Consider the following 23,865-nt stretch of genomic DNA (forward strand, 5'->3'; position numbering starts at 1 on the left):
CGGCGGCGCGCATCGCGGTGCCGGGGTTCCCGCGGGTCACCCCACGGGAACCCCCGCCTCGAGGTTGAGCGGGCGCCCCTGTTCACGGGCGCGCAGCGCCCACCGCAGCCTGCTGAGCCGTACCGGCGGCAGCATCGTGGCCGCCTCGTCCTCGGTGACGAACCGCCAGCCGCGCAGCTCCGAGCCGGGCAGCAGCAGCCGGTGGGCGTCGGCCGAGGTCAGCCGTCCGCCGTCGAAGAGGAAGCGCAGTCCGCCGAAGCCGGGTGGTTTCGGCGGCTCCCAGTCGACGACCAGCAGCTTCGGCACGGCGGTGAGTTCGATGCCGAGCTCCTCGGCGACCTCGCGCATCCCCGCGCGGGCGGGCGCCTCGCCGGGCTCGACGACGCCGCCGGGGAACTCCCAGCCGGGCTTGTAGGTGGGGTCGACGAGGAGCACCCGGTCGTGCTCGTCGAAGAGCAGCACGCCCGAGGCGAGGGTCTGGGCCGTCGGCTCGGGGGTCTGGACGATCGGGCAGAAGCCCGCGGTGCCGTTGCGCACGGCCTCGGCGATGCGCTCGGCGGTCTCGCGCGGCGTCAGGCGGCCGTTGTCGACGGCGAGGGCGTCGTCGCGCAGCCAGGGCAGCGCCTCGAGGTAGGGGTCGAGGTGGTCGCGGGCCCACTGCCGGATGGATTCGCTGCGCGCGGGGTCGTCCGGGTAGTCCACCCGGCCGTCGATACGCCCCCGCAGGATCGTTTCATCGGGGGTCAGCACCACATGCCGCACCGGGATCCGGCGCGCCGCGAGCGCCCCGAAGATCTCGTCCCGGTACTCCTGGCGCAGCAGCGTCATCGGCACGATCAGCACCCCGCCCAGCTCCGCGAGCAGCGCCGCGGCCGTGTCCACGACCATCCGCCGCCATATCGGCAGGTCCTGGTAGTCGCCGACCTCGTTCATCCTCTTCGGCGGCAGCAGGTACCCCAGCATCCCGCCGGTCATCTCGGGGTCGTAGAGGTTGCTGCCCGGGATGAGTTCGGCCAGTTCCTTCGCCGTACTGGTCTTACCCCCACTGAACGCACCGTTCAGCCAGACGATCACGGTTCCCCCTTCTCCGTAGCCCCGGTGACGTGCCCCGGACACAGTGCCCGCAACACCTTGCCACGGAAACGTGTACGAGCGGGATGGGGCCCTGTCCGGGGGCGGCCGGGAGGGGGAAGGGCTCAGGCGCGGGCCGTCCCCCACAGCCCCAGGTGCTGCGCCGCGGCGGCGGCCGCGCCGACCAGGCCCGCGTCGGGGCCGAGCCGGGCGGGCAGCACCTCGATGCCGGAGGCGAAGGACAACGTGGCGTAGTCGCGCAGGCGTTGGCGCAGCGGGGCGAAGAGGACCTCTCCGGCGCCCGCGACCCCGCCGCCCAGGACGGCCGCCTCGATCTCGACGAGTGCCGCGGTCGCCGCGATGCCCGCCGCCAGCGCCTGGGCCGCGCGGGCGAAGGAGGCGAGCGCGACCGCGTCGCCGGCGTGCGCGGCCGCGGCGACGGCGGCCGCGCTGGTGTCGCCGTCCGGGCCCGGGCGCCAGCCCGCTTCCCGCGCCCGGCGGGCGATGTTGGGGCCGCTGGCGATGCGCTCCACGCAGCCCCGGGCTCCGCACGGGCACGGGTCGCCGTCGAGGTCGACGCTGATGTGCCCGATGTGGCCGGCGTTGCCGGTGGGTCCGGTGTGCAGCCGGCCGTCGAGGACGAGTCCGCCGCCGACACCGGTGGAGACCACCATGCACAGGGCGTTGGCCCGTCCCCGTGCCGCGCCCTGCCAGTGTTCGGCGGCGGTCATCGCCACGCCGTCGCCGACCAGCACCACCGGCAGCCCGTCCGTACGCCCAGCCACCTCGGCGACCAGCGGAAAGGCGCGCCAGCCGGGGACGTTGACGGGGCTGACCGTGCCGGCGGCGGCGTCGACGGGGCCCGCGCTGCCGATGCCCACGGCCCGCACCCGGGACCAGTCGGCGGACGCGGTCAGTTCGCCGAGGACGGCCGCCACCGCGGCCATGACCGTCGCCCCGTCCTCCCCCGCCGGGGTGGCGCGCCGGGCACGGACCAGCAGCCGGCCCCCGCCGTCGACCAGCGCCCCGGCGATCTTGGTGCCGCCGATGTCGAGAGCGGCGACGAGGTCGCCGGGGACGGTGTGCACAGTGACGCTCGCTCCTGGTCCGGTGGGGGTGGAGGGGTGACGAAGGGGGGTGACAAAGGGGGGTGTCAGGGCGTCAGTCTTCCCGGGTCTGACAACGTTGTCCAGGCTCTATGCTCGACCTCACCTCCGTGCATCAGAGGCCCCTCCGCGCAAAGGACGAGCGCCCGTGACCGACACCCGCCGCGCCGACGGCGCCGCCCCCGTCCCCCGGCCCCGTTACGGCAGCCGCCCGACGATGAAGGACGTCGCGGCCCGTGCCGGAGTGGGCCTGAAGACCGTCTCGCGCGTGGTGAACGGCGAATCCGGCGTCACCGAGGACACCGAGCGGCGCGTGCGGGAGGCGATCACGGCCCTCGGCTTCCGCCGCAACGACAGCGCCCGCGTCCTGCGCAAGGGCCGCACCGCCTCCATCGGGCTGGTCCTCGAGGACCTCGCCGACCCGTTCTACGCCCCGCTCAACCGGGCCGTCGAAGAGGTGGCCCGCGCCCACGGCGCGCTCCTCATCAACGGCTCCAGCGCCGAGGACCCCGAGCGGGAGCGGGAGCTGGCCCTGGCCTTCTGCGCCCGCCGCGTCGACGGACTGGTCGTCATCCCGGCGGGCCACGACCACCGTTATCTGGAGCCCGAGATAGCGGCGGGCATCGCCACGGTGTTCGTCGACCGCCCGGCCGGGCTGCTGGAGGCCGACGCGGTGCTCTCGGACAGCTTCGGCGGTGCCCGCGAGGGGGTGGCCCATCTGATCGCCCACGGCCACCGCCGCATCGGCTTCATCGGCGACCGGCCCCGCATCCACACCGCCGCCGAGCGGCTGCGCGGCTACCGCGCCGCGATGGCCGCCGCGGGCCTGGCCGTGGACGACGCGTGGGTCTCCCTGGGCCCCACCGAACCCGGTCGCGTACGGGCGGAGGCGGAGCGCATGCTGACCGGTCCGCACGCGGTGACCGCCCTGTTCGCGGGCAACAACCGCGTGACCCTCACCGCCGTGCGCGTCATATCCCGCCTGCCCCGCACGGTCGCCCTCGTCGGCTTCGACGACCTCGAGCTCGCCGATCTCCTCTCCCCCGGCATCACCGTCATCGCCCAGGACGCGGCGCGGCTCGGCCGCACGGCGGCGGAGCTGCTCTTCCGCCGACTGGACGGGGCGGAGGACGCCCCGCGCCGCGTGGAACTGGCGACCCGGCTCATCGCCCGGGGCTCGGGCGAACTCCCGCCCGCGCAGGACTAGGGCGTGTCAGCCACCCTCGTCGAGCACCGTAGGTGACCGGTTCCGGCACGCCGATGGCCGGTCGCCGTGGTGCGGCTGTGGAGGCCCTCCGGGGGTTATCGGGTCCTGAAGCGGCGGAAGAGGTTTCGGGCCACGTACACACCGGGGCCGCCGAAGCCGACGATGTCGACGCGTCCGTCACCGGTGATGTCGGCGAGGAAGCGGGGGTGGCGGTCGACCCGCCAGCCGCCCGCGTCCTCGTTGTACCCGAACCCGCGGCACACCAGCTGGGCCTGCTCGAACTGGCCGTCGCCACGGCTGTGCGACACCCAGACCCCCTCGTCGCCGAAGCCGACGATGTCCGGGTTGCCGTCGCCGGTGACGTCGGCGAGGAAGCGAAGGTGCTTCCCGCTGGTCCACCCCTGGGCGAGCCCGAAGTCGTTCAGGACGAGCTTCGACGGCTCGAACGTGCCGTCGCCGCTCCCGCGTGAGAGGACGACGCCCTGTGGGCCGAACCCGACGATGTCCACTGCTCCGCCATCGGTGGTCCTGACCAGGAACCGGGGGTACTCCTTGACCGAGCTCCATCCTCGCTCGGTCCCGAAGTCGTCAAGGACGTACAGAGGGTCGGCGAAGGTGCCTTCCTCGTCCTGGAGTGACACCCAGACACCATCGTCGTGGCAGCCGACGATGTCGAGCCTGCCGTCACCGGTGGTGTCGGCGAGGAAGCGGGGGTGCTTGTCCGCAAGCCAGCCACCCGCGTCCTCGTCGTGGCCGAACGCCCGGAGGACCGGTTCGTCGGCGATCGGTGCGAACTTTCCCTCCTCGTCCTGGAGTGCCACCCGGACGCCGTCGTCGTGGCAGCCGACGATGTCGAGCCTGCCGTCACCGGTGGTGTCGGCGAGGAAGCGGGGGTGCTTGTCCGCAAGCCACCCGCCGGCCTGCCGGCCGTGTCCGAACGCCTTGAGGACCGGCTCGCCGCCCGCAGGCGCGAACGTCCCGGCCTCGTCTTGAGAGGACACCCGGACACCGTCGGCGGAAAGCACGACGACGTCGGGCTTGCCGTCACCCGTCGTGTCCACGAGGGTCCACAGGTCCGCGGGACTCGGGGAGGGCGCGGGCTGGTGCAGGACGCGCTCGTCGCCGTCGAACGTACCGTCGCCGCGGCTGGACGACGTCACAGCCCCCTTCGCGGGTTTGAGTCCGACGATGTCCATTCGCCCTGCTCCCGTGGTGTCGGCGAGGAACCGCGCACCGAGCCCGGCCCACCAGCCCGGTTGCCCGCTGCAGGAGCGGTTGGCCCCGTCGCTCTTCCACCCGCCGGCGTCCTGGTCGCTCCCGAACCGTTCGAGGACCAGCAGCATGTCGCTGAAGGAGGGCGTCGCGTCGGGTACCGGCCGCAGCGCGGTCGAGCGGCCCAGCCGCCAGGACCGGCGGCCGTTCCAGTGACTCAGTGGTGCCCAGCGCAGCACCGGGTCGCTGATGCGCTCGGGCTCGGCCGGGACGAACCGCCACCGCTGGCTTTCCGCACCCTCGTCGTACTCGCGCAGGACGACCCGGGTGTCGTCCGCGCCGGGGTCGTCGAGGTCGAGAACGGCGCCGTCGGTCGCGCCCTCGATGAAGTAGAGGCCCGCTTCGCCCTCGACGGGGACGACGTGCCACTGCTGGCCCTTCTTGCCGGCGGCGGCGTCCCACTGGCGGACGCCGCGGTCCGTGGCGGCGGGGTTGTCGAGCACTTTGCCGCCGACCGCGTTGCGGATCACATATGCCTGGCCGTCCTGCGCGGCCGGCACGGGGGTGAGCTGCCACCGCTCCGGGCTCGGGCCGCCATCGGGGAAGTCGCGGACGACGAGCGCCCCGTCCGCGCTCGGCGCGGCCTTGGTACCGAGGGTCTTCCCCGTGGCGGCGTGGACGATCTCCAGCTTCATTTCTTCCGTGGGCACGGGCATCGTGGTGCCTCTTCCAGACGGTTGGGGCGTCGGCTCGGGACGGGTGGGGTGCGGCGGTGGCCGCGGATCACGTGAAGACGTGGTGGTACGGCACGCTCCACTCGTTGGGCAGCCGTGGGTAGAACGTGTTGATGACCGTCCCGGTGAAGTCCCCGCCCCAGTTGTAGGTGAGGCGCACCTCGCTGTCGGCCGCCACCGCGTGATCCTTGAACCCGAGGATGGCGTCGGGGTGGGTGATCGGCACGAAGGTGATCCCGCCCCATGGCGTCACCGTGACGACCCAGAGCTGGGTGTCCTCGATCGCGCCGTTCTTCCCCCGCCACTTGTCGCCCACCTTGTCGGGCAGGCCGACCTGGACGGTGTCGGCCGTGCTCTTGGGGGCCTCCTGGTGGACGGTGACGCGCCTGCGCTGCGGCTTGGGCGCGCCGTCGTCGCCGCGCCCGGCGTCGGCTCCTCCCGCACCGGCGGGTACGGGCGACACCTGGCCCGCGGCGCTCTCGATGAAGTACAGCGGCCGCTGCCCGAAGAAGCCGGCGGGGGTGATGTGCCAGAGGTGACCCTGCGCGTCCTTGGTGGCCGGGTCGAGCGCAGTGGCCAGCTTGACCCCCTTGTCGTGGCTCTCCTCCTTCAGTTCGGCGGGCCGCAGGTAGCCGCCGTTGAAGGCGTGGACGAGCATGACCGGACGATTCTCGACCAGCGCTGCCACGATTGCGTTGTCATAGCTGTTCACTGCCACCGGGCCGCCGACCACCAAATTCGACATGGCCGTGCGTTCTTGGGTGTACATCGCGGAAACCTCACCTCTCCTGAACGTGGAGAACAATGGGCCGGACGCTCAATGCAGTGGCCTTTCGCGCGGCATTACCGCACACTCAACCGCATTCGCTCGATACGACTTCGAAAGCCATCGATCGAGTAACCGTCAGGCCTCAAGTTACCTTTAACTCAAGAGAGTTGGTGCAGTAGCCGAGCCTTGTCACTCGATTGAGCACATAATACAGAGATACCTTCCCAGACGGCGGAGCCCATGCTAGTTTCGCTTTTCGGAACGCGCGAAGATTCTTGTTTACATTTCACCGAGCACAATCGGCCAGATTAGTCGAGGGCGGGGAATGTCTTCCAACGCGTACAACCTGGACCGGGCCAAGCGCCAGCCGCTGACGAAGAAGAACCTGCGGGAACTCAACATCGAGCAGACCTGGCAGTCGATCCTGGACCACCCCAACCTGGTCTACGTCGACGACTACGGTGCGCGGCACAAGCCCGTCGGGTTCTCCGTGAACAAGTCCAGCTTCGGCTCTTTCCCCGGGACCGCGTTCCAGCTGGGCTGGCTCGCCTACATGAATCTCGGGGAGCCGCTGATCGAGGAGCGGTGCGACATCAGCCAGCCCCCGCCCGACACGTTCTCCTCGCGCGCCTACGTCAACCGCAGCCAGGCGTCCTCGATGACCTTCACCGACTCGGTCGATTTCACGGTGTCGAACGGGGTCACGTGGTCGCTCCAGGGAACGGCCCAGCTCACCTTCGGCGGCAGCGTCAGCGCGCAGCTCCAGTTGCAGTTGCAGAACCAGCTCCGGATGGACCTCCAGACGCAGCTTCAGACACAGCTCCAGAACGAGGTGGCGAACAGGAACACGAACACGGTGACCAACAAGAACAGCAAGGACAACATCGGGGTGGACAATGCCAACGCCACCGAGATGGCCATGCGGAACGCGATGACGAACTCCGCGACGAACTCGGTGACGAACTCGGTGGCGTTCACGACCACGGGCAGCGCCACCGGCACCGCGACACTCAACGCGCAGTTGATGCTGGGCATCACGGCCTCCGTCGGCGGCTCCCTGACCACCAGCTGGACCTCGCGATCGCAGGTCTCCGGACAGGTCCCGCCGAGCTCCCGCGTGCAGACCATCGCCACGCAGCGGCGTACCCGCAAGCAGTACTGCTACGAGATCCCGGTGACCTTCTCCGGGTTGATCGCGGTGAAGTACGACGTGCCGGTGGCGGTCCTGTCTCCCCCGCAGCCCGGGGACTACCCCGGCCTCGACCAGGTGGTCGCCCGTGACATCGGCGACCTCGACCTGGCGGGCGGCGGCTTCCGCATGAAGGGGCTGGCCGAGGTCGTCTCCGCCCTGGAGGTCCACCACACGATGTTCGACGGCGAGAGCCTGACCGACAGCCAACGAGCGCTGCACAAGCAGCCTTGACCGGGCGGACGACGACCAGGGGTGACGACCATGGTGTTCGACAACATCTTCGGCTTCGCGGGCAAGGGCGCGGGACTCTTCTCGGTGACCACCGACCGCGCCAAGCCGCAGCCGGGGGCAGGCGTCGACTTCGAGGACGCCGACGACGACACATACGACGACACGAGCACGAGCCTGTTCAACAGCGCCATCCACGGGGCCTCCTCCCGGGCGAAGGTCGTGCAGGAGCAGTCGCCCGAAGCGCGGGCCGTCCTGGGCTTCCTCGGCTCGTTCATCCAGACCACCCAGGCGGCGGCCGGTGCGCAGGCCCGGTACGCCCGGGATCCCGGCTCGGTGTCCACGGTGGCGGCCGCCGGCATGCAGGAGTCGAGCGCGACGGTGACGGGGCACAGCGGCCTTCAGAGGAACGAGGACCTGGAGGACAAGCCGAAGAAGAGCGATTACACCAAGGCCCCCAAGGCCCCCGAAGCGCCCAAGGCCGAGGCGCCCAAGGCATCCAAGGCGACCGCCGAGAAACCGTCCCGTTCCGAGTAGGGCCCGAGTTCCGAAGGGTCAGGGGCGAGGTCGCCCCTGACCCTTCGTCCGTCACACGGGGAGCAGCTGCCACTGCCGGTCCCGGTGGTCGCCCTCCGCCCCGTGCTGCTTGATCGCCGTGCGGGCGTTGGTGTCGACTTGCAGGAGCAGACCGCTGTTCCGGTTCGCGATCTCGTACACCCGCGGGGTGTCGGTCACCGAGCCCACCGGGATCAGCCTCCACTGCTGGTGGCGTGCGTCACCACCCTCGTAGGCGCGCTGCGCGACCACCGCCCCGGCCGCCTCCTGCGCTCCGACGACCTCCAGGACCTTGCCGCTGCGCACGTTCTCGATCCTGTACAGGACGTCGCCGTTGTCCTGGCCCGCCGCGACCAGCCGCCACCGCTGGTGGTCCCTGGAGGTGGCGAGCAACTGATGGATCTCGGCCCCGTCCTTGGTGGACTCGCGCAGGACCCCCATCCGCAGCCTGCTCCGGACGTTGGCCCAGGAGACCACCGTGCCCGATTCGGGCCGCCCGGCCATCTTCGCCGACGCGACCCTCCGAACCCGGTTGTTGACGTAGTCGGCGATATAGAGGGTGTCGACGCAGTCCACAGCGAGCCCGAGCGGGTAGTTCAGCTGGGCCGAAGCGGCCGGGCCGCCGTCACCGCCGAAGCCCGCGCTGCCCGTGCCGGCGACCGTGCTGATCTTCCCGTCCGCCGCGACCTTCCGGACCCGGTGGTTGTTGTAGTCGGCGATGTAGAGGTCGCCGGTGCTGTCCACCGCCACCCCCAACGGAGTGTTCAACCGGGCGGCGGTGGCGAGGCCGTCATCGCCGCTGAAGCCTGCGGTGCCCGTGCCGGCGAGGGTGCTGATCTTCCCGTCCGCCGCGACCTTCCGGACCCGATGGTTGTTGTGGTCGGCGATGTAGAGGTCGCCCGCGCCATCAATCGTCACTCCGTACGGGTAGTTCAGCTGGGCGGAAAGCGCTGGGCCGCCGTCTCCCGCGAAGCCCCCGGACCCGGTCCCCGCGACCGTGCTGATCTTCCCATCGGTCGAGATCTTCCGAATCCGGTGGTTGCCGTAGTCGGCGATGTAGAGGATGCCGGCGCTGTCCAACGCCACCCCCAACGGGGTGTTCAACCAGGCGGCGGTGGCGAGGCCGCCGTCACCACTGAACCCCGCGGTGCCCGTGCCGGCGATAGTGCTGATCTTTCCGTCGGTCGCGATCTTCCGGATCCGGTGGCTGCTGGCATCGGCGATGTAGACGGCGCCTGCGCCATCCACCGCCACCTCACGCGGGCCGTTCAACTGGGCCGAGACAGCGGGGCCATTGTCCCCGCTGAATCCCGCGACCCCGGTCCCCGCGATTGTGCTGATCTTCCCGTCAGTCGTGACCTTCCGAACCCGGTGGTTGCTGTGATCGGAGACGTAGAGGGTGCCGGCACTGTCCACCGCGATTCCGTACGGACGGTTCAACTCAGCCTTAACCGCAGGCTCGTTGTCCCCTTTGAACCCCGCGACCCCGGTCCCCGCGACCGTGCTGATCGGAGGGGCGGAGTGCTCGCCACCTGTGGCTGCCGCGTGGGCAGTGCTCATCGTCATCCCCCTCACCGTTCACCGACCGCCTACTACAGTCAGTTGTTGGTTGATTCCAGATAGTAACAAGAGCATCGAGGCGGCAAGCCCACTTCCGAGTGATCCTTATGGAGCACGTTGACTAGTCGGCCCGCCCGGCGACCGTACGCCCGGCCAGACTCTCCAGGGCGGCCCGGTCCAGCCCGGTGAGACGGTCCACCTCGTCCGCGTCCACGGCCCCGCAGTCCAGCCCCCGCAGCAGGTGGCCGCTGAGCGCGCGGGCCGTGGCGGGCTCGTCCAGCACGTCGCCGCCGCGCTTCCCGACGTACGCCACGAGGCGGGCGGCGGCCGCTTCGAGCCCTTCGCGGTAGAAGGCGTAGACGGCGGCGTAGCGGGTGGGCAGGTGGGCCGGGTGCATGTCCCAGCCCTGGTAGTACGCGCGGGCCAGGGAGCGGCGTACGAGCCGGTGGTGCAGGCGCCAGGCCGCGTGGACCTGCTCCGTGGTGCCGACGGGCAGCACGTTGGTCGAGCCGTCCGAGAGCCGTACGCCGGTGCCGGCGGCCGCCGTCTGCATGACGGCCTTGGCGTGGTCGGCCGCCGGGTGGTCGGGCGCCTGGTGGGCGGCGGCGACCGAGCACGCGGCGCTGTAGTCGAAGGTGCCGTAGTGCAACGAGGTGACGCGGCCCTGTCCGGCGTCGATGAGCCGGGCGACCGTGGCCCGTCCGTCGGCGCCGAGGACGGCCTGGGTGGTCTCGATCTGTATCTCGAACCCGATGCGCCCGGTGGGCAGGGCGTGGGCCTTCTCGAACTCCTCGGTCAGCCGGACCATCGCGGTCACCTGCTCGGGGTAGGTGACCTTGGGCAGGGTCAGCACGAGGGCGCCGGGCAGCCCGCCCGCCTCCATGAGGCCGGTGAGGAAGATGTCGAGGGTGCGTATCGCCCGGTCGCGGACGGCCGCCTCCAGGCACTTCATGCGGATGCCCATGTACGGGGCAGCCGTGCCCTGCGCGCAGGCCTCGGCCACCAGGGCGGCCGCGCGGGCGGCCGCGGCGTCCTCCTCGGCGTCCGGGCGCGGGCCGTAGCCGTCCTCGAAGTCGATGCGCAGGTCCTCCACCGGCTCGCGCTCCAGCTTGGCGCGCACGCGCTCGTACACCGGGCCGGCGAGTTCGTCGGACAGGCCGAGCACGGCGGCGAACGCGGCGGCGTCGGGGGCGTGTTCATCGAGGGCGGCGAGGGCGGCATCGCCCCAGGAGCGGAGGGTGCCGGCGTCGAAGGCGTCGGCCGGGACGTAGACGGTGTGCACGGGCTGGCGGGTGCCGGGGTCGCCCGGGTAGCGCCGGGCGAGCTCGGTGTCGACGTCCGCGAGCAGGGCGCCGACGCCCTCGCTCACGGTGGTTCCGAAGGTCGTCGCGACGCGCTGCTGCCCCATGCCACTCCTCCGCGTTTCCGCTGAACGGAATCGACCATCCGCAGCGCGAAGTTAGCGAGGGGGCGGTGAGGGGGTCAACACCCCGGCCGCGTCAGAAGCCGCGTCAGCCGTGTCAGAAGCCGCGTCAGAAGAATTCCTTGGCGACGCCCTCGGCGGCACGGTGCTCCGCGGTGGCCGGGTCGAGTTCGCTCAGCGCCATCAGATCGGTGTCGTCGCGCAGGTGTTTCTCCCACTCCTGCGCCAGCTTCTCCTGCTGTTCGCGGGAGAGCTGTTGGACGTCCTCCCGGCTGGCGGGGCTCAGGGCGTGGAGAAACCGCGCCACGGTGTCGGTCTGTTCACTGGGCATGGGGCTTCCTCGTCGTCCGTGCGGCGCCGTGCGCAGATTCCGGTGGTCCACGGTCATCTCTTCCAGCGACCGGCTCGGCCGGACACCCCCGTACCGGCCAAGGTCACCCGAACGGACGCGGCGGACGTGCGGCACGACGCAGCCGCCCCCGGCCGGTGGCCGGGGGCGGCGGGGCGACACGCGTGCCGTGCGGGATCAGCCCTTGCGGGCGGTGATCTCCTCGGTGAGCTGCGGGACGACCTGGAAGAGGTCGCCGACGACGCCGTAGTCGACGAGGTCGAAGATCGGGGCCTCGGCGTCCTTGTTGACGGCGACGATGGTCTTCGACGTCTGCATACCGGCGCGGTGCTGGATGGCACCGGAGATGCCGGCCGCGATGTAGAGCTGCGGCGAGACGGACTTGCCGGTCTGGCCGACCTGGTTGGTGTGCGGGTACCAGCCGGCGTCGACGGCGGCGCGGGAGGCGCCGACGGCCGCACCGAGGGAGTCGGCCAGGGCCTCGATGACGGGGAAGTTCTCGGCGCCGTTGACGCCGCGGCCGCCGGAGACCACGATCGCGGCCTCGGTCAGCTCGGGGCGGCCGGTGGACTCGCGCGGGGTGCGGGAGACGACCTTGGTGCCGGTGGCCTTCTCGCCGAAGGAGACGGCCAGCTGCTCGACCGTGCCGGCGGCCGGGGCGGCCTCCGGGGCGGCGGAGTTGGGCTTGACGGTGATGACCGGGGTGCCCTTGGTGACGCGGGACTTGGTGGAGTACGAGGCCGCGAAGACGGACTGCGTGGCCACCGGGCCCTCGTCGCCGACCTCCAGGTCGACGGCGTCGGTGATGATGCCGGAGCCGATGCGGACCGCGAGGCGGGCCGCGATCTCCTTGCCCTCCGCGGAGGAGGGGACGAGCACGGCGGCCGGGGAGACGGCGTTGTACGCGGCCTCGAGCGCGTCCACCTTCGGTACGACGAGGTAGTCGGCGAACTCGGCGGCGTCGGCGGTGAGGACCTTGACCGCGCCGTACTCGGCGAGCGTCGCGGCGGCGGTGTCCGCACCCGCACCCAGGTGCACGGCGACGGGCTCGCCGATGCGGCGGGCGAGGGTCAGCAGCTCGAGGGTGGGCTTGCGGACGGCACCGTCCACGTGGTCGACGTAGACGAGGACTTCAGCCATGGATCTGCACTCCTGCGGGAATTGCGAGGGCGGTTGAGGGATCGGGTGTCAGGAGCTCAGATGAACTTCTGGCCCGCGAGGAACTCGGCGAGCTGCTTGCCGCCCTCGCCCTCGTCCTTGACGATCGTGCCGGCCGTGCGGGCCGGGCGCTCGGTGGCCTCGTCGACCGTGGTCCAGGCGCCCTCGAGGCCGACCTCTTCGGCCTCGAGGCCGAGGTCGGAGAGGTCCAGGGACTCCACCGGCTTCTTCTTGGCGGCCATGATGCCCTTGAAGGACGGGTAGCGGGCCTCGCCGGACTGGTCGGTGACGGACACGACGGCCGGGAGGGAGGCCTCCAGCTGCTCGCTGGCGGCGTCGCCGTCACGGCGGCCGGTCACCTTGCCGCCCTCGACCGCGACCTCGGAGAGCAGGGTCACCTGCGGGACGCCCAGGCGCTCGGCGAGCATCGCCGGGACGACGCCCATGCCGCCGTCGGTGGAGGCCATGCCGGAGATGACGAGGTCGTAGCCGACGTGCTCGAGGGCCTTGGCCAGCACCAGCGAGGTGCCCAGCGCGTCGGTGCCGTGCAGGTCGTCGTCCTCGACGTGGACGGCCTTGTCGGCGCCCATGGACAGCGCCTTGCGCAGGGCGTCCTTGGCGTCCTCGGGGCCGACGGTCAGGACGGTGATCTCCGCCTCGTCGTCGTTCGCCTCCTTGATCTGCAGCGCCTGCTCGACCGCGTACTCGTCGAGCTCCGAGAGCAGACCGTCCACGTCGTCACGGTCGACGGTCAGGTCCTCGGCGAAGTGCCGGTCGCCGGTGGCGTCGGGCACGTACTTCACAGTGACAACGATCCTCAAGCTCACGCCGGCTCTCCTACTGCATCGTCTCTATCAAAGCTGCCTTGGCAGGCAGCATAGGCGCCTTGGGGGCGGACCCCGGTCGGGTGCGGGCCCCGCTCCCACCGGAATGTTACTCGTCAGTACATCGAGGGTGTGCGCCGAACGCAAGGCCGCTCGACTGTGATCTGCCCAACGCGGCGGAGGGGGATGTATCAGTCCCGCAATCCGTTGAAGCGGCCCTGGTGGTAGAGGAGCGGGCGGCCGTCCCCGGTGGGGTCGCCGGCCACCGCCTCGGCCAGCACCAGGCGGTGGTCGCCGGCGGGCACCCGGGCCACCACACGGCAGACCATCCAGGCCAGGACGTCCTCCAGCACCGGCACCCCGTGGGGGCCCGAGTACCAGCGGGTGGGGGCGGCGAAGCGGTCGGCGCCGCTGCGCGCGAAGGTGGCGGCCAGCTCCTGCTGGTGCTCGCCGAGTATGTGCACGCCGACGTGTTCCGCCTCGGCCAGGACGGGCCAGCTGGAGGAGCCGGTGCCGACGCCGAAGGAGATCAGCGGGGGCTCGGCCGCCACCGAGGTCAGCGACGTGGCGGTGAAGCCGGCCGGGCGGGCGCCCCGGGCCGTGATCACGGCGACGCCGGCCGCATGCCTGCGGAAGACCGAGCGCAGCAGTTCGGGAGTGGCGGTGCGGTGCGTGCCGAGGTCGGGCGAGGCCGTCATGAGGGGTCCTTCTGCCGGGAGGTCGGGGCTGCCGGGGGATCGAGCCGGGAGCGGCGCCGGGGGCGCTGCGGTGCGGGTGCTCACGGACTCGGACAGCGCGCGCTCGCGGTCCGCAGGAGATCCACGTACGCGCGTCCATGGAGAAGGAGCCCAGGCCACATAGCGTCACAGTGACGATTCAGGGCGTGCGACGTCAAGGGACGCCTGCGATCTGGGAGGTGGATCACGGCCCGTCAGACCGCCGCGCCCAGTGCCGCGATGACGTCCGCCTTGCGCGGCTGGCCGACGGCGCGCCGCACCTCGCGGCCGGCGGCGTCGAGGACGAGCGTGGTGGGGGTGGCGCCGATGTCCAGGGCGCGCACCAGCTCCAGGTGCGCCTCCGCGTCGACCTCGACGTGCGTGACGCCCTCGACCATGGCGGCGACGTCCGCGAGGACGCGCCGGGTCGCCGCGCAGGGCCGGCAGAAGGCGCTGGAGAACTGTACGAGCGTGGCGCGCCGCCCGAGCTCCGCACCGATCCCGTCGGCGCCGAGCCACCGGGCCCCGTCCCCCTCGCGGGCGTCCTCGTACCGCACGGGCACGCGCGTCCTCCTTCTTCCGTGTCCGACTCCCTTCCTCCAGCACCGTCCGAACCGGGAAAATTTCGCGACGTGACGAGGATCTCCCGGCCCATGGGGCCTCCCCGCTGGCCCGCGGGCCGGGCATTCAGGCACGATCTGCCGGAAGCCGACACCCTACGGCCGCGTAACTTGAGAACCGCACCCCTTCACCATTTCCGTGGGAGCACCCTCCCCAGGCCCGGAAGGAACTTCCCGATATGGCAGAGCTCGTCTACCCCCCGGTGATCGGAGTGGCCCGCACCATGTTCAAGGCGCTCGATCTGCGCTTCGACATCCAGGGCACCGAGCACATTCCGCAGCGCGGCGGGGCGGTGCTGGTGAGCAACCACATCGGGTACCTCGACTTCGTCTTCTGCGGTCTGGCGGCGCGCCCCGCCAAGCGGCTGGTGCGCTTCATGGCGAAGGATTCGGTGTTCCGGCACAAGGTGTCCGGGCCGCTCATGCGGGCGATGAAGCACATCCCCGTCGACCGCGCGGCGGGCCTGGAGGCCTACCGGCACGCGCTGACCGCCCTGCGTTCGGGTGAGATCATCGGCGTGTTCCCGGAGGCGACGATCTCCACGTCCTTCACGCTCAAGAACTTCAAGTCCGGCGCGGCGCGGCTGGCGCAGGAGGCCGGGGTGCCGCTGGTGCCGATGGCGCTGTGGGGCACCCAGCGGCTGTGGACCAAGGGCCAGAAGCGCAATCTGGGCCGTGACCACATCCCGGTGGCCATAAGGGTGGGCGAGCCGGTGACCGCCGGCGCGGAGGAGTCCGCCGACACCGTCACCGAGCGCGTGCGTTCCCGTGTCCAGGGCCTGCTGGAGTCGGCTCAGCGGGCCTATCCGGTGCGGACCGAGGGCCCGGGCGACAGCTGGTGGATCCCGGCCCACCTCGGCGGCACGGCCCCGACCCCGGCCCAGGCCGCGGGCACGGACCGGCGCTAGTACGCGCAAACGCCCAGGAGCCCCCGGCCGCTCGATGAGCGGCCGGGGGCTCCGGCGTCTCCACGGTCGTACGTCACCGTGGGGAGGGCTGCTACGCGCTGCTACTGCTTGGCCATCTCCTCGGCGACGGCCGCGGTGAAGGCGTCCACATCGGCCTCGGTGGTGTCGAAGGAGCACATCCAGCGCACGTCGCCGGCCGTCTCGTCCCAGAAGTAGAAGCGGTAGCGCTTCTGCAGGCGCTCGCTCACGTCGTGCGGGAGCCGGGCGAAGACGGCGTTGGACTGCACCGGGTGCAGCACCTCGACGCCCTCCACGTCCCGTACGCCCTCGGCCAGGCGCGCCGCCATGGCGTTGGCGTGGGAGGCGCTGCGCAGCCACAGGTCGCCCGAGAGCAGCGCCTCGAACTGGACGGAGACGAAGCGCATCTTCGAGGCGAGCTGCATCGACAGCTTGCGCAGGTGCTTCATCGCCCGCACCGCGTCCGGGTTGAGGACGACGACGCACTCGCCGAAGACCATGCCGTTCTTGGTGCCGCCGAAGGAGAGCAGGTCCACGCCGGCGTCGGTGGTGAAGGCCCGCAGCGGCACCCCGAGGGTGGCCGCCGCGTTCGCGATGCGGGAGCCGTCGAGGTGGACCTTCATGCCCCGCTCGTGGGCGTGATCGCAGATCTCGCGGATCTCCTCGGGCGTGTAGCAGGTGCCCAGCTCGGTCGTCTGGGTGATCGAGACGACCTGCGGCTGGGCCCGGTGCTCGTCGTCCCAGCCCCACGCCTCGCGGTCGATCAGCTCGGGGGTGAGCTTGCCGTGCTCGGTCGGCACGTGGAGCAGCTTCAGGCCGCCGACGCGCTCGGGCGCACCGCACTCGTCGACGTTGATGTGCGCGGAGGAGGCGCAGATCACCGCGCCCCAGCGCTCGGTGGCGGCCTGGAGGGCGACGACGTTGGCGCCCGTGCCGTTGAAGACCGGGAAGGCCTCGGCCGTGGGCCCGAAGTGGGCCCGCATGACGTCCTGCAGGTGCGCGGTGTAGTCGTCCTCGCCGTAGGCGACCTGGTGGCCGCCGTTGGCGAGGGCGAGCGCCGCGAGGACCTCGGGGTGCGCGCCGGCGTAGTTGTCGCTGGCGAAGCCGCGCACCGCGGGGTCGTGGCGGCGTATCGCGTCGGTGGCCGGCAGGGCGGTGCCGGGGTTGTCGGTCAGACGTGCGGGGTGAGCCACTGACGGGTTCCGTTCACTTCCTGGGCGGGCTTGTCCCAGAGGCCGGCGATGGCCTCGGCGAGGTCCTTGACGTCGGTGAAGCCCGCGAACTTGGCGGTGGGTCGTTCGGCCCGCATGGCGTCGTGCACCAGCGCCTTGACCACCACGATGGCGGCCGCGGCGGGCGGCTCCTGGTCGCCGCCGGCCTTGCGGAAGGAGTCCGCGAGGGCGAGCGTCCAGGCCTCGGCGGCGGCCTTGGAGGCGGAGTAGGCGGCGTTGCCGGCGGTGGGCTTGCTGGCGCCGGCGGCGCTGACGAGCACGTACCGGCCGTTGCCACTGCGGGCCAGGGGACCCTCGAAGGCCAGCGAGGTGTGCTGGACGGTGCGGATGAGGAGCCTTTCCAGCAGCTCCCAGTCGGCCAGGTCGGTCTCGGCGAAGGTCGCCGAGCCGCGCCAGCCGCCCACGAGGTGGATCAGGCCGTCGACGCGGCCGAATTCCTTCTCGGTGCGGTCGGCCCAGGCGCGGGCGGCGTCGAGGTCGAGCAGGTCGACGGTGTCACCGGTGACGGTGGCGCCGCCGTGGGCGTAGCGGGCGGCGTCCACGGCCTCGGCGAGGCGGGCCGCGTCCGCGTCGGAGGCGACCACGGTCGCCCCGGCCTCCGCCAGGCGCAGCAGGGTCGCCCGGCCCGCCGGGCCGGCCGCTCCCGCCACCGCCACGACGGCACCCTCCAGCGGGCCGTTGCCGTTGGTCGCAGTGCTCATGCTGGTCGCCTCCTCCTGTTGCCCGGTCTCGTTCTCGCTCACGCGGCCACCTGCGCCATGTCCGCAGCAGTGATCCCCTTGGTCGAGGCGATCACGCCACGCAGCTTCTTGGCAAGGGCCTCGTAGAACATGCTGAGCGGGAACTCGTCCGGAAGCACGTCGTCCACCAGCTTGCGCGGCGGAAGGGAGAGGTCGAGGGCGTCGGGGCCCTTGGCCCACACGGATCCGGGGTGCGGGGCGAGGTAGGTCGAGACGAGTTCGTAGGCGGCGAACCAGTGGACCAGCTTGGGGCGGTCGATACCGTCGCGGTAGAGCTTCTCGATCTCGCCGCAGAGCTGGTTGGTGACCTGCGGAGCACGCTCCCAGTCGATGTGCAGTGTGTTGTCCGTCCAGCGTACGACGTCGTGCTTGTGGAGGTAGGCGAAGAGCAGCTGGCCGCCCAGACCGTCGTAGTTGCGGACGCGCTCGCCGGTGATCGGGAAGCGGAACATCCGGTCGAAGAGGACGGCGAACTGCACGTCACGGGCCTGGGTGTAGCCGTCGGCCTCGAGCTTCACGGCCTCCTTGAAGGCCGTGAGGTCGCAGCGCAGCTCCTCCAGGCCGTACATCCAGAACGGCTGCCGCTGCTTGATCATGAAGGGGTCGAACGGCAGGTCGCCGTGGCTGTGGGTGCGGTCGTGGACCATGTCCCACAGGACGAAGGCCTGCTCGCAGCGGTCCTGGTCGCCGACCATCTCGGCGATGTCGGCCGGCAGGTCGAGGCGCAGCGTCTCGACGGCGGACTCGGTGATGCGGCGGAAGCGGGCGGCCTCGCGGTCGCAGAAGATGCCGCCCCAGGTGAAGCGCTCGGGGGCCTCGCGGACGGCGATGGTCTCGGGGAAGAGGACCGCGGAGTTGGTGTCGTAGCCCGCGGTGAAGTCCTCGAAGGTGATGCCGAGGAAGAGCGGGTTGTCGTAGCGGGTGCGCTCCAGCTCGGAGAGCCACTCGGGCCAGACCATGCGCAGGACGACGGCCTCGAAGTTGCGGTTGGGGTTGCCGTTCTGGGTGTACATCGGGAAGACAACCAGGTGCTGGCGGCCGTCCTCGCGGCGGGCGGCCGGCTGGAAGGCCAGCAGCGAGTCGAGGAAGTCCGGCACGCCGAAGCCCGTGTCGGCCCAGCGGCGCAGGTCCGCCACGAGTGCCGCGTGGTACGCGGCGTCGTGCGGGAGGAGCGGCGAGAGCTGCTCGACCGCGGCTATGACCGTGTCGACCTGGGCGCGGACCGTCGCGCCCGGTGGTGCGTCCTCGGTCGCGAGGTCGATGGAGCCGTCGGCGGACTGCCACGGCCGAATCGTCTCCACAGCGGCCTTGAGCTCGGCCCAAGCCGGGTGCTCCACGACGCGATCAACAGACAAAATGTCGGATTTTGCGGCTGTCGACGCAAGAATTTCCGTCACGACTACCCCTCCTCGGGAGAACCTGGCGTTAAGACACCGTATCCATGCGCGGTTCTTCGACTCAAGGGGTTGAGCCATAAATTATCCTGTCGAGCCCCCGTCGTACAGCCTTTTTTCCTGTCGACCTCGGCCGTTCAGGGCATCGTGGGCGCTCAATCCTCACTCGCAACACCGCAGACCCGCCCGTCGCACCGACTGTTTCCGGCCATCTCTTGCTTCGACCGGCCTTCGGTCGGTCTCCGGTCGGTCTTCGGCCGTTCTTCGGTCGGGAGCGCGTACGTCCGTCGGCCGCGCGTTCATGATCCGGAAACAACCGTCCGCCATTCGGACGGTTCATGGCCTTGACCTGGACAGATCACAGCGCGCGCTGCCAGTCTCACGCCATGTCCGTCGCCACCCAGCCCAGACGCCTGGCCGCAGCCCTCCTCGTCCTCCTCGCCGCGGCCACCGGCTGCGCCCCGCAGGAGGAGACCGGCGCGGCGAAGCCCCCCGGCTCCCCCGCCGCGCAGGCGGCCGCGTGCGCCAAGGAACGGCTGGCGACCCGGGCCGCCGGGAAGCTCACCGTGGGGACGGACAAGCCCGCCTACGCCCCCTGGTTCGTCGACGACGACCCTGCCAACGGCAAGGGCTTCGAGTCGGCCGTCGCCTACGCGGTCGCCGACAAGCTCGGCTACGGCCGCTCCGAGGTCCTCTGGCAGACCGTGCCCTTCAACACCTCCGTCGCGCCCGGGGCCAAGAAGTTCGACTTCGACATCAACCAGATCTCCGTCAGCGACGAGCGCCGCCGGGCCGTGGACTTCTCCTCCGGCTACTACGACGTACGGCAGGCCGTCATCGCCCTGAAGACCTCGGACGCGGCCAAGGCCACCACGATCGACGGCCTGAGGCACGCCAGGCTCGGCGCCCAGGTGGGCACCACCAGCCTGGACATCGTCGACGAGGTCATCAAGCCGGACCACAAGCCCGCCGTCTTCCAGAAGAACGACTACGCCAAGACCGCGCTCAAGAACGGCCAGGTCGACGCCATCGTCGTCGACCTGCCCACCGCCTTCTTCATCACCTCCGCCGAGGTGCCCGAGGCGAAGATCGTCGGTCAGTTCGACCCGAAGGACGCCAAGGGCGCCGCGAACGGGCGGCAGGAGCAGTTCGGGCTCGTCCTCGACAAGGGCAGCCCCCTCACCGGCTGCGTCAGCAACGCCGTCGACGCGCTGCGCAAGGACGGCACGCTCGCCCGGCTGGAGAAGCAGTGGCTGTCCGCGACCGTCGGCGCGCCGGTGCTCTCATGACGGCCGGGGACGCGGTGCCCACGCAGCAGGGGGCACAGGAGCCGCGCAAGACACAGGACGCGCCGCCGGTGACCGAGGACGGGTACGTACCGTCCGCGCGCCGCCTGGAGCGGGAGCGGTTCAAGCGGGCGCGGACCCGCCGGGCCACCGCCGTCGCGGCGGTCAGCACGCTGGTCACCGGCGTCGTGCTCTTCCTCGTCATCGTCAACTCCCCCGGCTGGCCGCGCACCCGCGAGACGTTCTTCAGCGCCCACTACGCACGCGAGGCCCTGCCGGAGATCCTCGACGGGCTCTGGCTCAACTTCCGGCTGCTGCTCGTCTGCGGGGCGGCGGTGCTCGTCCTGGGCATGCTGATCGCGGTCGCCCGTACCCTGCGCGGCCCGGTGTTCTTCCCGCTGCGCGCCCTCGCCACCGCCTACACGGACTTCTTCCGCGGGCTGCCGCTGATCATCTGCCTGCTCATGGTGGTCTTCGGCATCCCGGCGCTGCGGCTGCAGGGCGTCACCACCGATCCGGTGCTGCTGGGCGGGACGGCGCTGGTGCTGACGTACTCCGCCTACGTGGCCGAGGTGTTCCGCGCCGGCATCGAGTCCGTCCACCCCAGCCAGCGCGCCGCCGCCCGTTCGCTGGGGCTCGGCAGCGGGCAGACGCTGCGCTTCGTGGTCCTGCCCCAGGCCGTGCGGCGCGTCGTGCCGCCCCTGCTCAACGACCTGGTCTCGCTGCAGAAGGACACCGGCCTGGTCTCCATCGCGGGCGCGGTCGACGCCGTGTACGCGGCGCAGATCACGGCGAGCAAGAGCTTCAACTACACCCCCTACGTCGTCGCCGGGCTGATCTTCGTGGCGCTCACCATTCCGATGACCCGGTTCACCGACTCCGTCACCGCCCGGATGGACCGCCGCCGGGCCCAGGGAGGGATCGTATGAGCGAGCGTCCGGACGAGCCGGTGCTGCGCCTGGAAGCGGTGCGCAAGACCTTCGGGAGCACGGTCGTCCTGCGGGACGTGGACCTGGAGGTCGCCCCGCACACCGTCACCGCGCTGATCGGCGCATCGGGTTCGGGCAAGTCGACGCTGCTGCGGTGCGCGAACCTGCTGGAGGAGATCGACGACGGCGCGATCTTCCTCGACGGCGAGGAGATCACCGATCCGCGCGTGGACCCCGACACCGTGCGCCGCCGCATCGGCGTGGTCTTCCAGGCGTACAACCTCTTCCCGCACATGAGCGTGCTGGAGAACATCACCCTCGCCCCGCGCCGGGTGCACGGCGTGCCGCGCGCGGAGGCGGAGGAGCGGGCGCGCGAGCTGCTGGCGCGGCTCGGCCTGGGCGGCAAGGCGGACGAGTACCCGGACCGGCTCAGCGGCGGCCAGCAGCAACGGGTGGCGATCGTCCGCGCGTTGGCGGCCCGTCCCCGGCTGCTGCTGCTCGACGAGATCACCGCGGCCCTCGACCCGGAGCTGGTCGGCGAGGTGCTGGGCGTCGTGCGCGACCTCAAGGACGAGGGCATGACCATGGTCCTGGCCACGCACGAGATGGGCTTCGCCCGGGACGTCGCCGACCAGGTGTGCTTCCTGGACGGCGGCGTGGTGCTGGAGCGCGGCACCCCGGGCGAGGTCTTCGGCGAGCCGCGGCAGGAGCGGACCCGGCGCTTCCTGCGACGGCTCGTCGAGGCGGGCCGGCTGTGAGGGCCGGCCCCCGCGTCAGTCCAGTTCCTTGACCAGCAGCTCGAACTCGAGGTCGTCGCGCTGCGGGATGCCGAAGCGCTCGTCGCCGTACGGGAAGGGGCTCATCCGCCCCGTGCGCCGGTAGCCGCGGCGCTCGTACCAGGCGATCAGCTCGGTGCGCTGCCGGATCACCGTCATGTGCATCGCCGCGGCGTCCCACTCGGCGCGCGCCAGGCGCTCGGCCTCGGACATGACGAGCTTGCCGAGGCCGCCGCCCTGGGCCGTCGGGCGGACCGCGAACATACCGAAGTAGACGTGGTCGCCGCGGTGTTCGAGGTGGCAGCAGGCCACCGTCTCGCCGTCCTGCTCGGCCACCAGCAGCCGGCTGTTCGCGTCGGTGACCACCGCCAGGACGCCCTCGGGGTCCGTGCGCTGCCCCTCCAGGAGATCGGCCTCGGTCGTCCATCCCGCGCGGCTGGCGTCGCCCCGGTAGGCCGACTCGACCAGCTCGACCAGGACGGGCACGTCGGCGACGGCAGCGGTCCGGAAGACCGGCTCCGAGGTACGGGTCGTGGTGGTCTCCATGTGCTGCGAGGTCCTCTCCGTGCGGTTTCGGGCGCATGTACGACCCTAACGGACGTAACAGGAGGGGAATGCGTACAGTCGCGGGCATGGTGCACGTACTGAGCAGCAGGGTGTTGCTGAGGCCGACCGATCCGGAGCGGACCCGGGCCTTCTACGGCGGGGCCCTGGGCCTCGCGGTCTACCGCGAGTTCGGCACGGGCCCCGAGCGCGGGGTCGTCTACTTCCTGGGCGGCGGCTTCCTGGAGGTCTCGGGCCGGTCGCAGGCGCCGCCGGGGCCGGGGATCGAGCTGTGGTTGCAGGTCGCGGACGCGGCGCGGGCGCACGAGGAGTTCGTCAGCCGCGGGGTGGAGGTGCTGGAGCCGCCGGAGACGAAGCCGTGGGGCCTGATCGAGATGTGGATCGCGGACCCGGACGGGGTGCGCATCGCGGTGGTGGAGGTGCCCGAGGGACACCCGCTGCGGTACCGGCCGGGCATCTGACGGGTCCGCCCGCCGAGGGTCGGGCCCGTGTCGCGCCACGTCGCGTGCTCCGGAGCGCCCCGGCGCCGACGCCGCCTGTGCCCGCGCTGCGCCGGGGCACGAACCGGGCCGCTTGCGCTCCCCCTGTGCGCCTGTGCGCTCCCGTGTGAGGCGGCCCCGGCGGGCATTCTCCGGGGGTGGACGCGCGTCCCGGGGAGGTGTGCCGTGCACGGACCACCGCTGGTCGGGTGGTTGCTGGTCGTGCTCTGCACCGCCACGGGCGCGTACGGCCTCGTCAGTACGCGGGCCGGCGCGGCGGGGGAGCGCCGGGCCGCGGGAGGCGACGCACTCATGGGGCTCGGCATGGCCGCGATGGCCGTGCCGGCCGCCGTGCTGCACACCCGGCCCTGGGGGTACGCCCTGTTCGCCGTGGTGTTCGGGGCGGCCGGGCTGCACACGCTGATACGGGCCCGCAGGGAGCCCGAGGCGCACCACCTGCACCACGCGGTGGGCGCGTTCGCCATGGTCTACATGGCCCTGGCGATGGCCGGGACCCCGGCGGCCACGGCTGCCCGGGCATCCGCGGGCGCCGCCCATGCCGGGCACGCGGCGGCCGCGCACGAGCCGGCGGGCACGCCGCTGCTCACCGGCCTGCTGCTGGTGTACTTCGCGGTGTACGTCGTCCGCGGCGCGGCCCAGATGGTCCCCGTCCCGGCGGGCGCGCCGTCCGAGGCCGGCGGGCCGGGCCGGGCGCCGGGCGGGCGGGAGCTGACCCACGCGTGCCGGCTGTCCATGGGCATCGGGATGCTGGCGATGCTGCTCACCATGTGAGCGACGCCGGGCCGCCGTGTCCT

24 protein-coding genes are annotated in these 23,865 nt (G+C 71.6%); 9 read left to right on the forward strand and 15 right to left on the reverse strand.

Translation table 11 applies throughout. The features are described from left to right. Positions 1 to 36: 36 nt before the first annotated feature. Positions 37 to 1,074, reverse strand: coding sequence for an NUDIX domain-containing protein (locus tag AB0G59_RS11275; RefSeq protein WP_360910313.1), 1,038 nt, complete (start codon positions 1,072 to 1,074; stop codon positions 37 to 39). Between the two features lie 122 nt (positions 1,075 to 1,196). Continuing rightward, positions 1,197 to 2,159, reverse strand: a complete 963-nt coding sequence (locus tag AB0G59_RS11280; protein ID WP_360910315.1) for an ROK family protein — start codon at positions 2,157 to 2,159, stop codon at positions 1,197 to 1,199. A gap of 235 nt (positions 2,160 to 2,394) precedes the next feature. On the opposite strand from AB0G59_RS11280, the gene AB0G59_RS11285 reads away from it, so the two are divergent. Beyond that, positions 2,395 to 3,384 (forward strand): LacI family DNA-binding transcriptional regulator, encoded by a 990-nt coding sequence (locus AB0G59_RS11285; protein WP_360910490.1) that lies wholly within the window; start codon positions 2,395 to 2,397, stop codon positions 3,382 to 3,384. 95 nt (positions 3,385 to 3,479) lie between these two features. On the opposite strand, the gene AB0G59_RS11290 is transcribed toward AB0G59_RS11285, so the two are convergent. After that, positions 3,480 to 5,312 carry an FG-GAP-like repeat-containing protein gene (locus AB0G59_RS11290; protein WP_360910317.1) on the reverse strand — a complete coding sequence of 611 codons (1,833 nt, stop codon included), beginning with the start codon at positions 5,310 to 5,312 and terminating at the stop codon, positions 3,480 to 3,482. Positions 5,313 to 5,379: 67 nt separating this feature from the next. Continuing rightward, positions 5,380 to 6,099, reverse strand: a complete 720-nt coding sequence (locus AB0G59_RS11295; protein ID WP_360910319.1) for a hypothetical protein — start codon at positions 6,097 to 6,099, stop codon at positions 5,380 to 5,382. A gap of 325 nt (positions 6,100 to 6,424) precedes the next feature. Here AB0G59_RS11295 and AB0G59_RS11300 point away from each other — a divergent pair, with 325 nt between their 5' ends. Next, positions 6,425 to 7,522 carry a hypothetical protein gene (locus AB0G59_RS11300; RefSeq protein ID WP_360910321.1) on the forward strand — a complete coding sequence of 366 codons (1,098 nt, stop codon included), beginning with the start codon at positions 6,425 to 6,427 and terminating at the stop codon, positions 7,520 to 7,522. 30 nt (positions 7,523 to 7,552) lie between these two features. Next, positions 7,553 to 8,056, forward strand: coding sequence for a hypothetical protein (locus AB0G59_RS11305; protein WP_360910323.1), 504 nt, complete (start codon positions 7,553 to 7,555; stop codon positions 8,054 to 8,056). A 51-nt stretch (positions 8,057 to 8,107) separates the two neighbouring features. Here the strand turns inward: AB0G59_RS11305 and AB0G59_RS11310 are convergent, their stop codons facing one another. From AB0G59_RS11310 to AB0G59_RS11340, 7 genes are all read right to left on the reverse strand, one after another. Beyond that, complete coding sequence (locus AB0G59_RS11310; RefSeq protein WP_360910325.1) at positions 8,108 to 9,634, reverse strand: RICIN domain-containing protein; 1,527 nt, start codon at positions 9,632 to 9,634, stop codon at positions 8,108 to 8,110. Positions 9,635 to 9,755: 121 nt separating this feature from the next. After that, positions 9,756 to 11,042 (reverse strand): aldolase/citrate lyase family protein, encoded by a 1,287-nt coding sequence (locus AB0G59_RS11315; protein ID WP_360910327.1) that lies wholly within the window; start codon positions 11,040 to 11,042, stop codon positions 9,756 to 9,758. A 124-nt stretch (positions 11,043 to 11,166) separates the two neighbouring features. Then, the gene (locus AB0G59_RS11320; protein WP_360910330.1) at positions 11,167 to 11,388 is read right to left on the reverse strand and encodes a hypothetical protein; all 222 of its coding nucleotides are present in this window, start codon (positions 11,386 to 11,388) and stop codon (positions 11,167 to 11,169) included. A 195-nt stretch (positions 11,389 to 11,583) separates the two neighbouring features. Next, complete coding sequence (locus AB0G59_RS11325; RefSeq protein ID WP_360910332.1) at positions 11,584 to 12,546, reverse strand: electron transfer flavoprotein subunit alpha/FixB family protein; 963 nt, start codon at positions 12,544 to 12,546, stop codon at positions 11,584 to 11,586. Between the two features lie 56 nt (positions 12,547 to 12,602). After that, positions 12,603 to 13,391 carry an electron transfer flavoprotein subunit beta/FixA family protein gene (locus AB0G59_RS11330; RefSeq protein ID WP_360910334.1) on the reverse strand — a complete coding sequence of 263 codons (789 nt, stop codon included), beginning with the start codon at positions 13,389 to 13,391 and terminating at the stop codon, positions 12,603 to 12,605. 188 nt (positions 13,392 to 13,579) lie between these two features. Further along, on the reverse strand, positions 13,580 to 14,086 hold the full coding sequence (locus tag AB0G59_RS11335; RefSeq protein WP_360910336.1) for a flavin reductase family protein: 507 nt from the start codon (positions 14,084 to 14,086) through the stop codon (positions 13,580 to 13,582). Positions 14,087 to 14,319: 233 nt separating this feature from the next. After that, a complete protein-coding gene (locus AB0G59_RS11340; protein ID WP_360910492.1) occupies positions 14,320 to 14,661 on the reverse strand; it encodes a thioredoxin family protein in 342 nt (113 codons plus the stop codon). Positions 14,662 to 14,903: 242 nt separating this feature from the next. On the opposite strand from AB0G59_RS11340, the gene AB0G59_RS11345 reads away from it, so the two are divergent. Continuing rightward, on the forward strand, positions 14,904 to 15,632 hold the full coding sequence (locus AB0G59_RS11345) for a lysophospholipid acyltransferase family protein (RefSeq protein WP_071963190.1): 729 nt from the start codon (positions 14,904 to 14,906) through the stop codon (positions 15,630 to 15,632). Between the two features lie 101 nt (positions 15,633 to 15,733). On the opposite strand, the gene AB0G59_RS11350 is transcribed toward AB0G59_RS11345, so the two are convergent. Genes AB0G59_RS11350 through AB0G59_RS11360 form a run of 3 tightly spaced genes read right to left on the reverse strand, consistent with a single transcriptional unit; the run spans position 15,734 to position 19,019 of the window. After that, positions 15,734 to 16,801 (reverse strand): low specificity L-threonine aldolase, encoded by a 1,068-nt coding sequence (locus AB0G59_RS11350; protein ID WP_071963240.1) that lies wholly within the window; start codon positions 16,799 to 16,801, stop codon positions 15,734 to 15,736. Between the two features lie 20 nt (positions 16,802 to 16,821). Next, positions 16,822 to 17,583, reverse strand: coding sequence for an SDR family NAD(P)-dependent oxidoreductase (locus AB0G59_RS11355; protein WP_360910338.1), 762 nt, complete (start codon positions 17,581 to 17,583; stop codon positions 16,822 to 16,824). Between the two features lie 38 nt (positions 17,584 to 17,621). Next, the gene (locus AB0G59_RS11360) at positions 17,622 to 19,019 is read right to left on the reverse strand and encodes a DUF6421 family protein (RefSeq protein WP_360910340.1); all 1,398 of its coding nucleotides are present in this window, start codon (positions 19,017 to 19,019) and stop codon (positions 17,622 to 17,624) included. Between the two features lie 383 nt (positions 19,020 to 19,402). Between AB0G59_RS11360 and AB0G59_RS11365 the strand changes: the two genes are divergently transcribed. From AB0G59_RS11365 to AB0G59_RS11375, 3 genes are read left to right on the forward strand one after another with little or no spacing between them, the layout of a single operon-like run. Continuing rightward, positions 19,403 to 20,305: an ABC transporter substrate-binding protein gene (locus AB0G59_RS11365; RefSeq protein ID WP_360910342.1), complete on the forward strand. Its 903-nt coding sequence runs from the start codon at positions 19,403 to 19,405 to the stop codon at positions 20,303 to 20,305. Further along, complete coding sequence (locus AB0G59_RS11370) at positions 20,302 to 21,231, forward strand: amino acid ABC transporter permease (protein WP_360910344.1); 930 nt, start codon at positions 20,302 to 20,304, stop codon at positions 21,229 to 21,231. The genes AB0G59_RS11365 and AB0G59_RS11370 overlap by 4 nt, the downstream gene beginning before the upstream one ends. Next, positions 21,228 to 21,989, forward strand: a complete 762-nt coding sequence (locus AB0G59_RS11375; RefSeq protein WP_360910346.1) for an amino acid ABC transporter ATP-binding protein — start codon at positions 21,228 to 21,230, stop codon at positions 21,987 to 21,989. Before AB0G59_RS11370 ends, AB0G59_RS11375 begins: the two co-directional genes overlap by 4 nt. A gap of 15 nt (positions 21,990 to 22,004) precedes the next feature. Here the strand turns inward: AB0G59_RS11375 and AB0G59_RS11380 are convergent, their stop codons facing one another. Then, positions 22,005 to 22,553, reverse strand: a complete 549-nt coding sequence (locus tag AB0G59_RS11380) for a GNAT family N-acetyltransferase (RefSeq protein WP_360910348.1) — start codon at positions 22,551 to 22,553, stop codon at positions 22,005 to 22,007. Between the two features lie 86 nt (positions 22,554 to 22,639). Between AB0G59_RS11380 and AB0G59_RS11385 the strand changes: the two genes are divergently transcribed. Continuing rightward, positions 22,640 to 23,032 carry a VOC family protein gene (locus AB0G59_RS11385; protein WP_360910350.1) on the forward strand — a complete coding sequence of 131 codons (393 nt, stop codon included), beginning with the start codon at positions 22,640 to 22,642 and terminating at the stop codon, positions 23,030 to 23,032. Between the two features lie 204 nt (positions 23,033 to 23,236). Further along, positions 23,237 to 23,842 carry a DUF5134 domain-containing protein gene (locus AB0G59_RS11390; RefSeq protein WP_360910352.1) on the forward strand — a complete coding sequence of 202 codons (606 nt, stop codon included), beginning with the start codon at positions 23,237 to 23,239 and terminating at the stop codon, positions 23,840 to 23,842. The last annotated feature ends 23 nt before the right edge of the window (positions 23,843 to 23,865 follow it).

The organism is Streptomyces sp. NPDC021096 (assembly GCF_040641275.1).
In the GTDB taxonomy this organism is placed as follows: Bacteria; Actinomycetota; Actinomycetes; order Streptomycetales; family Streptomycetaceae; genus Streptomyces.

Coding starts and splice junctions, on each gene's coding strand:
- AB0G59_RS11285 (WP_360910490.1), top strand. CDS start 2,395: ATGAAGGACGTCGCGGCCCGTGCCGGAGTGGGCCTGAAGACCGTCTCG.
- AB0G59_RS11290 (WP_360910317.1), bottom strand. CDS start 5,312: ATGCCCGTGCCCACGGAAGAAATGAAGCTGGAGATCGTCCACGCCGCC.
- AB0G59_RS11295 (WP_360910319.1), bottom strand. CDS start 6,099: ATGTACACCCAAGAACGCACGGCCATGTCGAATTTGGTGGTCGGCGGC.
- AB0G59_RS11300 (WP_360910321.1), top strand. CDS start 6,425: ATGTCTTCCAACGCGTACAACCTGGACCGGGCCAAGCGCCAGCCGCTG.
- AB0G59_RS11305 (WP_360910323.1), top strand. CDS start 7,553: ATGGTGTTCGACAACATCTTCGGCTTCGCGGGCAAGGGCGCGGGACTC.
- AB0G59_RS11310 (WP_360910325.1), bottom strand. CDS start 9,634: ATGAGCACTGCCCACGCGGCAGCCACAGGTGGCGAGCACTCCGCCCCT.
- AB0G59_RS11315 (WP_360910327.1), bottom strand. CDS start 11,042: ATGGGGCAGCAGCGCGTCGCGACGACCTTCGGAACCACCGTGAGCGAG.
- AB0G59_RS11320 (WP_360910330.1), bottom strand. CDS start 11,388: ATGCCCAGTGAACAGACCGACACCGTGGCGCGGTTTCTCCACGCCCTG.
- AB0G59_RS11325 (WP_360910332.1), bottom strand. CDS start 12,546: ATGGCTGAAGTCCTCGTCTACGTCGACCACGTGGACGGTGCCGTCCGC.
- AB0G59_RS11335 (WP_360910336.1), bottom strand. CDS start 14,086: ATGACGGCCTCGCCCGACCTCGGCACGCACCGCACCGCCACTCCCGAA.
- AB0G59_RS11345 (WP_071963190.1), top strand. CDS start 14,904: ATGGCAGAGCTCGTCTACCCCCCGGTGATCGGAGTGGCCCGCACCATG.
- AB0G59_RS11355 (WP_360910338.1), bottom strand. CDS start 17,583: ATGAGCACTGCGACCAACGGCAACGGCCCGCTGGAGGGTGCCGTCGTG.
- AB0G59_RS11365 (WP_360910342.1), top strand. CDS start 19,403: ATGTCCGTCGCCACCCAGCCCAGACGCCTGGCCGCAGCCCTCCTCGTC.
- AB0G59_RS11370 (WP_360910344.1), top strand. CDS start 20,302: ATGACGGCCGGGGACGCGGTGCCCACGCAGCAGGGGGCACAGGAGCCG.
- AB0G59_RS11375 (WP_360910346.1), top strand. CDS start 21,228: ATGAGCGAGCGTCCGGACGAGCCGGTGCTGCGCCTGGAAGCGGTGCGC.
- AB0G59_RS11380 (WP_360910348.1), bottom strand. CDS start 22,553: ATGGAGACCACCACGACCCGTACCTCGGAGCCGGTCTTCCGGACCGCT.
- AB0G59_RS11385 (WP_360910350.1), top strand. CDS start 22,640: ATGGTGCACGTACTGAGCAGCAGGGTGTTGCTGAGGCCGACCGATCCG.